The sequence below is a fragment of the Senegalimassilia anaerobia JC110 genome, from assembly GCF_000236865.1.
Lineage (GTDB): Bacteria > Actinomycetota > Coriobacteriia > Coriobacteriales > Eggerthellaceae > Senegalimassilia > Senegalimassilia anaerobia.
In genome coordinates, this window is the sequence record NZ_HE611014.1 from 436,109 (window position 1) to 451,230 (window position 15,122).

Here is a 15,122-nt window from a genome sequence, read left to right on the forward strand (position 1 = left end):
CTGTCTATACGCGGTATACGGCGATGCCCGTGAAGTTGAATATGCGCTTGCCGTTGTCGTGTAACGCCACATATGCGCGGTCGGTCGTCCCGTCGTTGTTCACGATGGGCGCATAGTATTTGTGGCGATAGAGATGCGATGGATGCTTCATCTGACGTTCGTCGATAAGCGGCAGCTGATAGGCAACGAAGGGCGCCCCCGTGTTGCGCGGCGCGGCAAGGTTGCCCTCGCCTTCGCCGAACAGGATATCCGTGAGCGTATTCTTCTTGCCGTAGTCAAGGTACATGTTGACCAGCTGATCTTGCGTGAGAACGCAATGACCTGCGGAATCTCTCATGAGCTGCTTTTGCGTCAGGCCGCCGTCCTTGGTCGTGTGCACGTTCGCGGCGTTGGCGGCGATTTGCACCTGATGCCCCGGCACCTGGTAGTAGCGGATGTTATCGGCCCGTTTCACCAGCTTTTGCGCGGTGGCCATCGCCGCAACCTCGTTGGCGACGCCCGTTGCGGCGCCGTCGGCATCGTCATCTTCGGCAAGCAAGGTCAGCGCTGTCTCGGGCAGCGTGGCGGTTCCGAACAGGCCCTTCCAAAAGCCCAACCACTCGGCAAGCTCAGTCTTCTTCTCGGGGTCGTCTTTGATGGCCAGGTAGTGCTCGTTGAGGCAAAACGTCGAATAGTTGACGAGCGCCATGAAGTTCGACAACACTGAGCTTTGGAAGTTGGCGCGCATCTCGTATCCGTGGTGCTCCCACTTGTAGCTCAGCACCATGAGCTCGTCGAACGCGCCGAACAGGTTCTTGTTCGTGCCGGTGTAGCACTGCATAATCTCGTTGCCCAGGACGCCGGCCATGTCGTAAACGTATCTGCCGCACACCTGGTAGCGGGGGTTCGAGTACAGGTTCTCGGCGAACTCCTTGCGGCGGGCTTCCTTCTCGCTTCCATCGGGCAGCGCGTCGATGGATTCCACCATGCTGTTGAGCTTCGAGAGGTCCCATCGCATCTCGGCGGAGAACTTGCTGAGGTAATTGTTCACCTGCAGGTAGCAGGCCTGCTTGTCGAATTGGGCTATGACCTGCGCGATCTTGCGCTCGATGTCGTCGAGCTGCCCTTGGATCTCGGTAAGTTTCGCAATGATCTGCGCCGATTCGTCGTTGCCGCCGAACACCAGATCGAGCAGAGACGAGCTTCCGTAATCGAAGGCGCGCCCCGCCGTCTGCTCGCCGATGAATTTCAAGCCGGCGATCAACAGGTCGATGGCCTCGATCGCGACGTCGGCTTCGGGGGCAGGGTCTTCCGCGCCCAGCGCGGCCACGTCTTGTTGGAAGTCTTCGGCGGGCTGATCATTGGATGACACGTCGGGCTCGCCGTCGTTTTCCAGGGGTTCCCCGGGCGTGAAGGACAGCAGGTTCTCGTCGCTGTCATCGTCGGCCGTATCCTCCGTGTCGATGGTGGTGCTGCCTGCAGTCTCGTCTGCGTAGGCGGTTTGCGGGGCGAAGGGGTTGGTGGAGGCGGCGGTTGCGGAGGCGGTTCTGCTGCCGGCGGGCGCTTTCGCCTGCTGGGTGGTTGCGGCGCCGGTTAGGGCGGCGATGGCGTCTTCCCAGGCGGCATCGTCGTTCGCGGCCTCGAGCAGCGTACCGTGGCGCTGCTCGGCGGCCCCTTCGTCGCCGGTAATGGCCACGTGTGCGCCGCCGGCTCCTTCGCCGGACACCTGGGCCTCGAAGGGCGCGTCGACGTCGCCCACGGAGCTGTTCGCGTTGATGACCAGGTCGGCGCACGAGTCGCCCAGCGTGGCCCGTCCGATGCGCGCGCCGTCGTGCGCGACGGCGTCGCTTTTGCCGACGACGATGAGATGGTCGATCGACCCTTCGATATAGGCGGTCTTGATCGAGCCGAGGCTCAATACGCTGATGGTCGCGTCAGGTTGGATGGAAACGACGCCGTCGGAGTTCACGCCGTCGACGTTGAGCATGCGCAGCGTTCCCGTCACGATGACAGGGGACCCAAGCGGCGCCAACGTCAAGCAGCAGGGATCGGGGTTTTCGCCATTGCGATAGCAGAGCGCTATGGTGCCGTCGGCAAGGTTCGGGACCAGGGAAAGCGCCGCGCCCGAGAACGCGGTTCCCGCGGCGTCGCCGTTGATGAAGAAGCGCTGGCCATCTACGTGCAGCGTTACCTGGTCGGACTCGCCTGAGGAAGCGCCGCCTCCGTTGTTGTCCGCGCTGCATCCGAGCGAGGTGACGCCGGTGAAACCGAGCGCGCACGAGCCGATGAGCACGGCGGACGTTTTGATCATGGTGCGACGGGTGATGCCGTTCCCGGCGGGTCGAGCGTTGAAGCTTGCCATAGGGGCTCCTCCCCGAAGGTGAAAACGTTGCGCACATGATATGACATGCGCGATCGTTTTCGGAAGGGGTAGGCCCGCCTTTTTCGGCGGCGGATGGCGGTGGCTGGGCGGGCGCGAAGATGGGCGGCGCTGCCTTTGCCCGTTCGCTCGCGTTCCCCGGTGTTGGGCGGCGGCGGGGAACGGTGGGCAGCGGGCAGCAGCGGGCAGCGGTGGTCCTGGCGCCCTCATGTTTCCACCTTCGAACGATGCTGTTTCCAGCTGGTTAAGCACAGCGGCGGAAATAATCGCGTAACACGCGGCCTGCACACTGAATGCGGGCCGCTTACGTTCTCCGGCGGCCTTTTCATCCAGACGAAGGACCGCATATGAACGCTGAACTTACCGATCAAGCCGAGGCAGCCCGCGAAGCCGGGGCGGCCGCTGGTTTCACCGGCGCGCAATGCGCGAACGAAACGGCCGATTGCACGCATGCCGCACCCGCGGCAGCCGCAGTGCGCACGCCCGGCCTGTACCGATCCAGCTACGAACACGACGCGTGCGGCATCGGCGCGCTGGCCCACCTGAAGGGCCAGCGCAGCCATGCCATGCTCGACGATGCGCTTTCCGTGCTCGTGAACCTTGAGCATCGCGGCGGCACCGGCTTGGAGCGCAACACCGGCGATGGCGCCGGCGTGCTGTTCCAAATCCCGCACCGTTTCTTCCGTAAGGAAGCCCAGAAGGAAGGCCAGCTGCTGCCCGACGAGGGCGATTACGGCGTGGCCATGCTCTTCTTCCCGCACGACGACCCCACGGGCGTGCGCGATGCGAAGCGCACGTTCGAGGAGGGCTGCGCGAAGTGCGGCATCCCGCTGATGTTCTGGCGCGAGGTGCCCGTCGACCCGCACGACCTCGGTTCCACCGCGCAGGCGTGCATGCCCACCATCCTGCAGGCGTTCCTGCGCCGCCCCGCCGACGTCGACGCAGGTCAGGCGTTCGAGCGCAAGCTATATGTGTGCCGCCGCACCATCGAGCGCGCCGCCGACGCCAACCCGGCGCTTGCGGGCAAGATCTTCTACGTGTGCTCCATGTCGTCGCGCACCATCGTGTACAAGGGCATGTTGGTGGCCACGCAGATGCGCCGCTTCTTCACCGACCTCAACGACGCGGCGGTGGAGACCAGCCTGGCGCTCGTGCATTCGCGCTATTCCACGAACACCACGCCCAGCTGGGAGCGCGCGCATCCGAACCGCTACATCATCCATAACGGCGAGATCAACACGCTGCGCGGCAACATCAGCTGGACGCGCGCCCGCGAGCCGAAGCTGTACAGCCCAGCGCTGGGCGATGACCTGCGACAGGTGCTGCCCATCATCAATCGCGAGGGCTCGGACTCGGCGATCCTCGACAACGTGCTGGAGTTCCTGACCATGAACGGCCGTCCGCTCGACCGCGCCGTCACCATGATGATCCCCGAGCCGTGGGACCACAACGACCGTATCTCCGACAAGCGCCGCGCCTACGACGCGTACCAGTCCATGCTCATGGAGCCGTGGGACGGCCCGGCGGCCATCGCGTTCACCGACGGCCGCATGCTCGGCGCGGCGCTCGACCGAAACGGCCTGCGCCCGGCGCGCTACTACGTCACCCGTGACGACTGGCTGATCCTGTCGTCGGAGGTCGGCACCATCGACGTCGACCCGGCAAACGTGCTGCAGGCCGGTTGCCTGGGCCCCGGCGAGATGCTCGAGGTGGACCCGGGCCAGGGCCGCGTCATCTGGAACGACGAGATCCGCAACCGTTACGCCAACGAGAAGCCGTACCGCGATTGGCTGGACGAGGAGACGCTGGCGGTTGACGACCTGGAGGCCCCGGCGCCCGGCAAGCTGCCCGCCGAGCGCGACGCGAACGTGGGTTTCACGCGCCGTTTGGCGAAGCTGGGCTACCATTACGACGACGTGCAGGAGCTAGTGCGCCCCATGGCCGAGCAGGGCAAGGTGCCCCTGGCATCCATGGGCACCGACGCCCCGCTGGCGTGCCTGTCGAAGCGCCAGCGCAGCTTCTTCGATTACTTCAACCAGCTGTTCGCCCAGGTCACGAACCCGCCGATCGACGCGCTGCGTGAAAGCTTCGTCACCAGCAGCGTGCTGTACGTGGGCAACCACGGCAACATGCTCGAGGACTGCCGCGACACGTGCCGCCTGGTGCGCCTGGAAAGCCCCATGCTCACGCATGACGAGTTCGATCGCCTGTGCGCCATCGATCGCGTTGGCTTCAAGACGCAGCGCTTCGTGTGCGCCTATGACCGCGTTGCCGCCGAGGGCGCGCTCGAGGCGGCGCTCGACGAGCTGTGCATCGACGTCGAGCAGGCGGTGCGCGATGGCGTGAACCTGGTCGTGCTGACCGACTGCACGGCGGAAGGCGAAGTGCCCATCCCCAGCCTGCTGTCGTTGGCTGCCGTGCACAACCATCTGATCGCCGTGGGCCTGCGCACCGACGCCGACCTGATCGTCGAGACCGGCGACGCGATGCGCGCGCACGATTTTGCCTGCTTGGTGGGTTATTCCGCGTCGGGCATCTACCCGTATGCGGCGCACGAGTGCATCCGCGACCTGTGCGAGCGCGGCGAGATCTCGATCCCCGGCGATGAGGCCGTGGCCAACTATGATCGGGCCGTTGTGGCCGGCATCACCTCCATCATGTCGAAGATGGGCATCTCCACGATGCAGGGTTACCACAGCGCGCAGATTTTCGAGATCTTGGGCTTGGACGATTCCCTGGTGGAGAAGTACTTCACGCACACCTCCACCCGCATCGGCGGCCTGGATGCCGCCGGCGTGCAGCGCGAGCTCAACGAGCGCTACGACAGCGCCCTGGCCCTGGAGAAGAGCCCCTCGCCCGAGCAGCTTCCCACGCTCGGCGTTACCGCATGGCGCCCGCTTGGCGGCGAGGAGCACCTGATAAACCCGCAAATCATCTACCTGTTGCAACGCGCGTGCCGCGAGGGCGACTGCGACCTGTTCCGCGAATACAGCGCCGCGTGCCACGTGCCCGGGCGTGCGGTCACGCTGCGCGATCTCATGGACTTCGCGCCGACGCGCCAGCCGGTGCCGCTCGACGAGGTCGAGCCCGCGAGCGAGATCGTCAAGCGCTTCAACACCGGCGCCATGAGCTACGGCTCCATCTCCAAGGAAGCGCACGAGTGCCTAGCAATCGCCATGAACCGCCTTGGTGGACGCAGCAACACCGGCGAGGGCGGCGAGGACCCGGCGCGCGAGACGCCGCTTGCCAACGGCGACAGCAAGTGCAGCGCTATCAAGCAGGTGGCGTCGGGCCGTTTCGGCGTGACCAGCCGCTACCTGTCGAGCGCCATCGAGATCCAGATCAAGATGGCCCAGGGCGCAAAGCCCGGCGAAGGCGGCCACCTGCCCGGAAAGAAGGTGTACCCCTGGATCGCGGAGGTTCGCCGCTCCACGCCGGGCGTGGGCCTGATCTCCCCGCCGCCGCACCATGACATCTACTCCATCGAGGACCTGGCCGAGCTCATCTTCGACCTGAAGAACGCCAACCCCGATGCGCGCGTGTCGGTGAAGCTGTGCGCGCTGGCGGGCGTGGGCACCATCGCCACGGGTGTGGCGAAGGGCGGTGCCGACAAGATCACCATCGCCGGCCACAACGGCGGCACGGGCGCGGCCCCGCGCGACTCCATCTACCATGCGGGCATCCCGTTCGAGATCGGCCTGGCGGAAACCCAGCAGACGCTTCTGCGCAACGGCCTGCGCAGCCGCGTGGTGGTGGAAACCGACGGCAAGCTCATGTGCGGCCGCGACGTGGCCATGGCGGCCCTGCTCGGCGCCGAGGAGTTCGGCTTCGCCACTATGCCGCTGGTGGCCATGGGCTGCATGATGCAGCGCGATTGCCAGCAGGATACCTGCCCGGTGGGCATCGCCACGCAGAACTGCAAGCTGCGCGGCTGCTTCGCCGGTAAGCCCGAGTACGTGGTGAACTTCATGATGTTCGTGGCCGAGGAGCTGCGCGAGATCATGGCCGAGCTGGGCTTCCGCACCGTCGACGAGATGGTCGGCCATCCCGAGTGCCTGCGCCAGGTGGAGGTGCCCGGCAACTGGAAGGCCAACGAGATGGACCTGTCCGACATGCTGGCGCCCGCGACCTGCGAGTTCGGCCGCGCCATCCCCGGCGCGGACGGTCGCCACTTCCTGCCGTCCATGGCGGCGGATTGCCAGCTTGACAAGTCGCTCGACGCCACGCTGTTCATCCCGTACACGGCCAACGCGCGCGAGCACCTGGAGCCTATCCGCTTCCGCGCCGACATCGACAACGTGAACCGCTGCGTGGGTACCATGCTGGGCAGCCAGGTGACGCGTCAGCATCCCGAGGGCCTGCCTGAGGGGTCCATCACTGTGGACTGCGACGGCTCCGGCGGCCAGAGCTTTGGCGCTTTTTTGCCCCGCGGCGTGACGCTCAACATCACCGGCGACGCCAACGACTACTTCGGCAAGGGCCTTTCCGGCGGCATCCTGACGGTGCGCCCGCCCGAGACCGCCACGTACAAGTTCGACGAGAACGTGGTCGTCGGCAACGTGGCGTTCTACGGCGCCACCAGCGGCAAGGGCTTCGTCAACGGCCTGTCCGGCCAGCGTTTCGCCGTGCGCAACTCCGGCGCCACCGTGGTGGTGGAGGGCGTGGGCAACCACGGCTGCGAGTACATGACCGGCGGCGTGGCGCTGATCTTGGGCGAGGTCGGGCCGAACTTCGCGGCCGGCATGTCCGGCGGCGTGGCGTACGTGTACGACAAGTTCGGCACGCTGGCGGCCAACTGCAACCTGGACATGGTGCGCCTGTGCGAGCCGCCCGCCGACGAGATCGAGCTGATCCGAGGCCTGATCGAGGAGCATGCCGAGCGCACGCAAAGCCCGCGCGGCATCAAGCTGCTGTACCAGTTCAACACGCTGAAGCGCCACTTCGTGAAGGTCATCCCGCGCGATTACGAGCGCGTGATGAACGTGGTGGCCGAGGCCGAGGCGGCAGGCAAATCGCGCACCGATGCGCTGCAGATCGCATTCGATGCCATGACGGAAGGGAAGTAGGAGATGGGAAAGCCCGGAGCATTTTTGGAACACGGCCGCTGCGCCCACAGCCTGCGTCCCGTGCAAGAGCGAAGCCGCGATTTCGACGAGCTGTACGAGCCCGTGCCGGAGGAGCGGACGCGTGAGCAGGCAAGCCGCTGCATGGCATGCGGTGTGGCGTTTTGCCAGGCGGGAGCGCCGTTTGGGAAGGCAAGGCCTTCCGGCTGCCCGCTGCACAACCTGATCCCCGAGTGGAACGATCTGGTGTGGCGCGGCCAGTGGGAACAGGCTGCCGAGCGCTTGGCGCTGACCAGCCCCATGCCCGAGTTCACCAGCCGCGTGTGCCCGGCCTTGTGCGAGGCGGCGTGCAACCTTGCCCGCAACGACGAGGCCGAGACCATCCACGACAACGAGCGCGCAATCTCCGACTGGCAGTGGGCCCATGGCGGCCCGCGCCGCTTCGAGCCGGCGGTCCCGGACGCGCCGAGCGTCGTCGTGGTCGGTTCGGGTCCGGCGGGTCTGGTGGCCGCTTGGGATCTGGCGCGCCGCGGAGCGCGCGTGTGCGTGGTCGAGCGCCACGACCGCGCCGGCGGCCTGCTCATGTACGGCATCCCGAACATGAAGCTGGACAAATCGGTGGTGAAGCGCCGCACCGACCTGATGGCTGAGCTGGGTATCGAGTTCCGTCTGGGCGTCGACGCGGCCGATGCCGATGTGGCCGCGGGGCTGGTCGCGGAGTTCGACGCCGTGGTGGTTGCCGCGGGCGCCTGCAAGGCTCGCGGCGTGGGAGCGGAAGGCTTCGACGCCGGCGTTGCCGCGGGGGATGTGGTGTACGCGGTGGATTACCTGACCGAGCAGACGCGCGCCTTGCTCGAGGGCCGCAAGCCGGCCATCAGCGCCGAGGGCAAGGATGTGGTGGTCATCGGCGGCGGCGATACGGGTAACGACTGCATGGGCACTGCGGTGCGCCAGGGCGCGCGCACGGTTCGCCAGCTGGAATATGGCCCGCGTGCGCCGAAGGAGCGCGCGGCGTCGAACCTGTGGCCTGAATGGCCCAACGTCGCCAAGACGGACTACGGCCAGGAGGAAGCTATCGCGTTGCAGGGCGATGACCTGCGCGAATGGTGCGCCGATACGCAGAAGGTGCTGCTGGATGGCGCCGGGCATGTGCGCGGTCTGCAGGTGCGCTCGTTCGACTGGTCCGCTGGCAAGCCCGAGCCTGTGGAAGGCTCCGAGCGCGAGGTCGATGCGCAGCTGGTGCTGGTGGCCTGCGGTTTCGCGGGTCCGGAAGACGGCGTGTTCGATGCGTTCGGCGTGCCGTTGGCAACGCAGGGCCGTCCGCTTCCGGTGATGGCCGCCGGTGATTCGCATCGCGCCATGCGCGCCGCCGTGGGCAAGGACGACGCTGCCGTGTACGTTGCCGGCGATGCCCGCACGGGCAGCAGCCTGGTGGTCAACGCCATGGCCGACGCCCTTAAGTGCGCAGCCGAGGTAGCTGGCGACCTGGGGTTGTAGGGCGCGGGCAGGGCTGAGCCGGGCGTTGGAGGTCAAGTTGCGGGGAAGCGGACGGTTTGCCCTGCTTCCCCGTTCGGTGCCTAAGCTGTGGCGAAGTTAGCCGAATATCGGATGCATTATTGCGCTTCCCTGATTCGTGCAATAGCATATTCAGCTACTGTTAATCACAACGAAATCGGAGTCGCATGTCTCGTCGCCAAGCCACCTCACGCATCCTCTTCATCTGCCACGGCAACATCTGCAGGTGACGGAGAATCAGCAGGTCAATTGCGGTTTCGGGTCTTCTCTGAGTGAAATCTACACTTTTTTACGCCGGTGGAGTCCCACTAACGACAAATCTTGAATTAATGCATATGGTCTCTCGTCGAATCATTTAGCTTGCCCATCGTTTGTTTCTCGAAAGACGCATGGAGAAATATATAATGATTTATACGTATACAATTATCACCCATGACAAAGAATTGAACGCGAGAGGTTAAATGTCGGATCATTCCCTAAATAGAGGCTTCAAACCGTTCTTGCGGTGGGCTGGCGGAAAGAACTGGCTAATAAAATACCTACCGGATTTGATCAAAGACCTTGATTTCAATAATTACCATGAACCGTTTTTCGGCGGTGGCTCTGTGTTCTTTGCTTTATCTCCAGATGAGGCAATCCTCTCCGACATCAACGAAGAGCTCATTAATGCATACGTGGAAGTTCGTGATAACGTTGAGAGCGTAATCGAGATTATTGACGGATGGGACGTAAATGAGGATCAGTATTACGCCATTCGGTCGGAAGAACCAGATGATGCGATACAAAGAGCTGCCCGATTTATTTATCTGAACAGAACATCGTTCAATGGCATTTATCGAGTCAACCGTAAAGGTCAATATAACGTGCCTTACGGGAAAAATGACGACTATAGATTTGATTTTCAACGAATTCGTCATGCGAGTGAGGCCCTTCAGGGGGCAAAGCTATTCACGCGTTCCTTTGAGGAGTCGCTAAAGGATGTAAAAGCCAGAGATCTTGTATTTCTCGATCCGCCATATACGGTTGCGCACAACAACAATGGCTTTATCGAATACAACAAAAAGCTCTTCTCTCTCGAAGATCAATTTAAATTGAAGAATTGTATCGATGTTCTTTCTGGGCTCGGCGCCTTCTATATTCTTACGAACGCCCATCATGAAGTAATTGATGGCTTGTTTTCTCCCGGCAGTATCAAACTGGCTGTTTCTCGAAGCAGCACTTTAGGCGGTCGTAATGCTCGTCGAGGGAACACTCAGGAATACATATTTACTAATATTCCTCAAGCGAGGATAGGGGATATCGATGGACTGGCTTAGTGAAATCGTCTCTGGGAAAGAGCTGGATTCCGCCAAACGCGAACGGACAAAGGACTATGTTTTTACAACACAGGTCGAGGAAGCTCAAGCTCGATATGAGTCGGAGGGCTGGGAATTTGACCGAACGCTCGCAAGAAGGCGAGTAAAACTAAAAAAGAAAAAACCCGCTGATGAGATCTTTGAGAATCGTGTTTGGACCATGCTGTATAAGCTTGGCTTTTCTCACATGAACAGAGACAGATTGTTTTCTGTTGACTATTCCCAAAACGGAAGATCTTCAAGCAAGCAGATTGATGTCCTTGCAGCGGATAACGAAATCCTTCTGTTAATCGAGTGTAAATGCGCAAACAGACCAGGTACTCAGAGTAACTTTAAGACCGATATCGAAGCAATCGCTGATTACAGGCGACATGTGTTTAACCAGCTTAAGCAAAAATTTCCAACCCAGAAAATGGTTTGTGTATTCGCAACAAGCAATTATGAGCTAGGTGACAAGAACAAGGACTTGCTTGCAGCAAAAAACATCAAGCATTTTGATGAAACCGCCATCGAATATTATGAGGCTCTTGGGAAAACGTTAGGAAAGGCAGCGAGATATCAGCTGCTAGGTAACCTATTCGCTAATCAAGAGATAACCGGGATGGATACAAGGGTTGCAGCAATCAAAGGGAAAATGGGAGGGCGTACTTACTACTCGTTTTCGATTGAGCCCTCCAAGCTTCTTAAGATGTCATACATCCTCCATCGAAATAGCGCTCAACCTGATGAAGTCTTGCCTACATATCAAAGGCTTATCAAGAAGGGACGCCTGAAGGATATTCAAAAATTCGTTAACGACGGAGGTTTTTTTCCGAACTCCATCATTGTCAATGTCGCAAATGAATCGCCGCGTTTTGAGCAAGCGCCGAAAAAGAATCAACCAAACGGCTCTGATTCGAGAATCGGAATATTGGAGCTTCCTAAGAAATATCGATCTATTTACGTTATCGATGGCCAGCATAGGCTTTACGGATATGCAGATAGCGATCATGCTGAATCAGACATTATTCCTGTTGTTGCTTTCTACGATATGGATAATACTGAGCAAATAAAGATGTTTATGGACATCAATGAAAAGCAGAAAGCCGTTCCTCAGACATTGCGGACTACGCTAAATGCTGATTTGCTTTGGGATGCAGAGGATGTTTCCGATAGGCAAAAAGCACTGCGCTCACGAATTGCGCAAGACCTTGGAGAAATTAAACGTTCTCCATTATACGATAGAGTCATTGTTGGAGAAAATACAAAAGGGCCCCATCGTTCGATAACACTTCCGTTTATTGACAACGCTATTGATAAAGCTGGATATCTGGGTAAATACCAAAAAGGGTCCATGCTCCAAGATGGCCTTTTCGAATACGGAAATATCGACATGTCTTACAAGAGAATTTTCAATTATTTGATTGGTTGCCTGGCGTATGTAAGAGACGCTAGCCCTGATGAATGGGAGCGCTCGAACAAGGAAGGGGCCGTATTCACTGTTAATGTAGGCATATATGCCCTCATTCGTATCTGCGCGGACATCCTGCAGCATCTTCGCGATTCCAATGCAATCGATATTAGGAATACCGAAATAGATGATTTGGTCGAGGATGCATCATTTTATTTGTTGCCATTGGTGAATCATATAGAACATCTTGATTGCGAACAGCGGGATTCTTTTACAAAAAAATATGGAGGCAATGCTACCAAGGACTGCCATTTCAAATTCAGGAAAATCGTGCATGATGCTCATGAAGAATTTGCGCCTGAGGGGCTAAGCGACTGGATAAGAGACAATAGCATGCAATACAACGAAGATTCGATTTCGAAATTGACCGCAATTGAAGAACGCATCGCTAACGATTTTGAGAAGCTCCTGAGCCAGGAATACGGCACCGATTGGTTGCGTATCGGTGTCGACAAGCCAGTTTTTAGCGCGCTTAACAAACGTGCGTCTGATCGGGAATTCGACACGGGAGTTAAACAAGAGCCATGGCGTGAGGTGACGCTGGAGGAATGTCGCAAAGTTGCAACATGGTCTCAGAATTGGAGCAGGCTGTTTAAGATCTATTTCGAGCGACTTATTGGTGACGGAAAGGCGCATAACAAGACCGATTCTACTGAATGGATGTCGAACCTGAGTACAGTAAGAAAGCAGCTGCTTACCACGAAAAACTATAGCGTGAGCCATGATCAACATGAGCTTATATGCGACTACTATGACAAGCTTCAGTCATTGGACATCATGGCTCTGTAGGTGAAGCTTCGTTTTCGCTTCCAGGGACTAGGGACATGCGTCGTAGAGGATAAATCGGGCGGAGCCTTGCGGCCTCGCCTGATTTGCGTTTAGACCAGCTCGCGACTCATCGCGTTGATGCGGGGGTGTTTTATGTCAAGCAGGCAATGAACAAAGGGGGATGCTGACAAAATTCCGTACCAACTAGGTGTCAGGGAGGTGGAGTGGGCATGATGAACTGGACACCAGGTTAAGAGCGAAAGGTGTTCAAGACGACCCAAAGAAGAAAGCGATACGACAGGCAGTTTAAGGTCTCGGCGGCAAAGGTGGTCCTGTCCGGGGAGATGACGGTCAAAGACCTATCGGAGGAGCTCGGCACAAAGGACTCGACGCTGAGAAGATGGGCCCGCGAATATGAGGAGATGGGAGACGACGCGTTCCCTGGAAACGGCTCTCCGAAGATCGACAAGGACTACGAGATCGCGAAGCTCAAGAAGAAGGTCGAGGAGCTCGAGCGCGAGAACGAGATGCTAAAAAACTCCGGGCTTTCTTGAGTCAAGACCATGCGCGAGGTTCGGGTTCCTCGAAGAGCATAGGGGCGAGATCGGCCCCATCAAGAAGGCATGCGGGCTGATGAAGGTCTCGAATCCGGTTTCTACGAGTATCTCTCCCGGAAGAAATCAAACGCCCAGATAGAGCGAGCGGCACAAGGGCCGCTACGGCTGCCGGCGCATCGACCGCGAACTGCGAAAAAGCGGCATCGCCGTGAGCGAGAAGCGCGTGCTCCATATCATGCAGAAGCTCGGGCTCGCCGGAAGGGGCGCGGCCCGAAAACGCCGCATCCAGAAGAAGGTCGAGCCGGGAGACCCTCGGCTGAACCTGGCAGAGCGCGCTTTCTCCGCTGGCGGGCGCGACAGGCTTCGGGCGGGCGGCATCGCCCACATGCCCGCAAGAGAAGGGCGGCTCTATCTCGCAGCCGCGATAGACGCCTTCTCCCGCAAGGTCGTGGGCTGGTCGATGTCCGGGCGCATCGCCGAGAAGGTCGCGATCGACGCGATAGGGCAGGCGGTTGGCAGGGAGGGTCCGCCAGACGACGGCGGCCTCGTCTTCCATGACGACCAAGGCGCGCAGCACGCCTCCCGTTCCTTCCAGCGATGCCTGGACTCGCATGGCATAGCCCAGTCGGCATCAAGGCCCGGCACGCCGCCGGGCAACGCGGTGGCCGAGCCGTTCTTCAAGACGCTGAAAAGGGAATTGGCGGAAGAGAGGGGTTATGGGACGAGGGACGAGGCCGAGCAGGACATCTTCAAGCACATAGAGCCCTGTTGCAATATGGTGCGCATACATTCCGCCTTGGGCTACATGTCTCCAGTGGAATACGAGCGGCAATACGCTTGAGGATCCTTAAAAGAAAGTCCAGTTTATCCTTCCCACTCCAAGGACGTCACATGTATTCGCACGAGGACAAGATGGGGGCGAACGAGCTCTACCTTAGATACCACCGGAGCACGGCGGCGGTCATAAACGAGCTCGGCTATCCTAACTGCCAAACCCTCAGGCTGTGGTACATGGAGCTCGAGGAAAACGGGGGCTTGAGCCGAGGGTGCCACCAGCGCTATGATGATCTCCGGAAGAAAGCCGTTGACGACCGCTTCTTCGATCGCGGGGCAATGCTTCGCCCGCGCCGTCCGCCATCTCGGATATCCGAAATCCAAGGAATCGCTCGGAGAGATGAGTCCGCTGCGGTACAGGTGGTCGCTCAATCCAGCGGCATGAGCGCTTTTGTATGGAAAACGTCAGCATCCCCCCCAATGCCGGGGTCATGGTTGACGGGTACAGATGCCTAAGCTGTGACGAAGTTAGCCGAATATTGGATGCATTATTGCGCTTCCTTGATTCGTGCAATAGCATATTCAGCTACTGCTAATCACAACGAAATCGGAGTCGCATGTCTCGTCGCCAAGCTATCTCACGCATCCTCTTCATTTGCCACGGCAACATCTGCAGGTCGACCATGGCCCAGTTCGTGATGCAGGACCTGGTGAACAAGGCAGGGCTGGCCGACGTTCTGCGCGTCGATTCCGCCGCCACCACCAACGATGAAATCGGGCATCCGCCGCATCATGGCACGGTCGACAAGCTCAAGCAGGTGGGCGTGCCGGTGCTGCCGCATCGCGCCCGCAAGGTCCGCGCCGACGAGTACGACGAGTGGGACCTGTTCGTGTATATGGATGACGAGAACGAGCGCCATCTGAGTCGCATCTTCGGAAGCGACCCGGAGGCGAAGTGCGTGCGTCTGCTCGCGTTCGCGCCCGGTGCGGGGCTGGTCGGCGAGGACGGGAAGGTCTTGCCCGACGCGCAGGACGCCCATGCGATCGCGCAAGCCGGCGCGAATGCCGCCGACGTGGCCGATCCCTGGTTCACCGGCAACTTCGACGACACCTACCGCGACGTGTTGGCCGGCTGCAAAGGCCTTCTGACCTGGTGCCGGGCGCAATAGTGGGGAGTTTGCATACGCAGAAGGGCTTGCGTGCAAGGGGTCTTTTGGCAAGCGGGGAGACACGGGGCCAAAAGGTTGGGCGCAAAAGCCATCGCGCGTAAAGGGAAATTCC

At 60.0% G+C, this 15,122-nt stretch carries 7 protein-coding genes and 1 pseudogene; 7 read left to right on the top strand and 1 reads right to left on the bottom strand.

What is annotated here, in order from left to right:
• Window positions 1-4 precede the first annotated feature (4 nt).
• Entirely contained in the window at window positions 5-2,341 is a 2,337-nt protein-coding gene (locus SFHG_RS01790) for a hypothetical protein (RefSeq protein WP_042432687.1), read from the bottom strand.
• 365 nt (window positions 2,342-2,706) lie between these two features.
• On the opposite strand from SFHG_RS01790, the gene gltB reads away from it, so the two are divergent.
• The 7 genes and pseudogenes from gltB (at window position 2,707) to SFHG_RS01830 (ending at window position 15,010) form a co-directional block, all read left to right on the top strand.
• On the top strand, window positions 2,707-7,425 hold the full coding sequence (gene gltB, locus SFHG_RS01795; RefSeq protein WP_081468877.1) for a glutamate synthase large subunit: 4,719 nt from the start codon (window positions 2,707-2,709) through the stop codon (window positions 7,423-7,425).
• Between the two features lie 3 nt (window positions 7,426-7,428).
• Window positions 7,429-8,919 (top strand): glutamate synthase subunit beta, encoded by a 1,491-nt coding sequence (locus SFHG_RS01800; RefSeq protein ID WP_042432690.1) that lies wholly within the window; start codon window positions 7,429-7,431, stop codon window positions 8,917-8,919.
• A 479-nt stretch (window positions 8,920-9,398) separates the two neighbouring features.
• A complete protein-coding gene (locus SFHG_RS01805; RefSeq protein ID WP_042432693.1) occupies window positions 9,399-10,253 on the top strand; it encodes a DNA adenine methylase in 855 nt (284 codons plus the stop codon).
• Complete coding sequence (locus SFHG_RS01810) at window positions 10,240-12,531, top strand: DGQHR domain-containing protein (protein WP_052297762.1); 2,292 nt, start codon at window positions 10,240-10,242, stop codon at window positions 12,529-12,531. The genes SFHG_RS01805 and SFHG_RS01810 overlap by 14 nt, the downstream gene beginning before the upstream one ends.
• A 242-nt stretch (window positions 12,532-12,773) precedes the next feature.
• Window positions 12,774-13,064, top strand: a complete 291-nt coding sequence (locus tag SFHG_RS01815; protein WP_042432695.1) for a transposase — start codon at window positions 12,774-12,776, stop codon at window positions 13,062-13,064.
• 157 nt (window positions 13,065-13,221) lie between these two features.
• Window positions 13,222-13,908: pseudogene (locus SFHG_RS01820) on the top strand (IS3 family transposase); the annotation flags it as partial.
• Between the two features lie 550 nt (window positions 13,909-14,458).
• Entirely contained in the window at window positions 14,459-15,010 is a 552-nt protein-coding gene (locus SFHG_RS01830) for a low molecular weight protein-tyrosine-phosphatase (RefSeq protein WP_042432700.1), read from the top strand.
• Window positions 15,011-15,122: the final 112 nt, after the last annotated feature.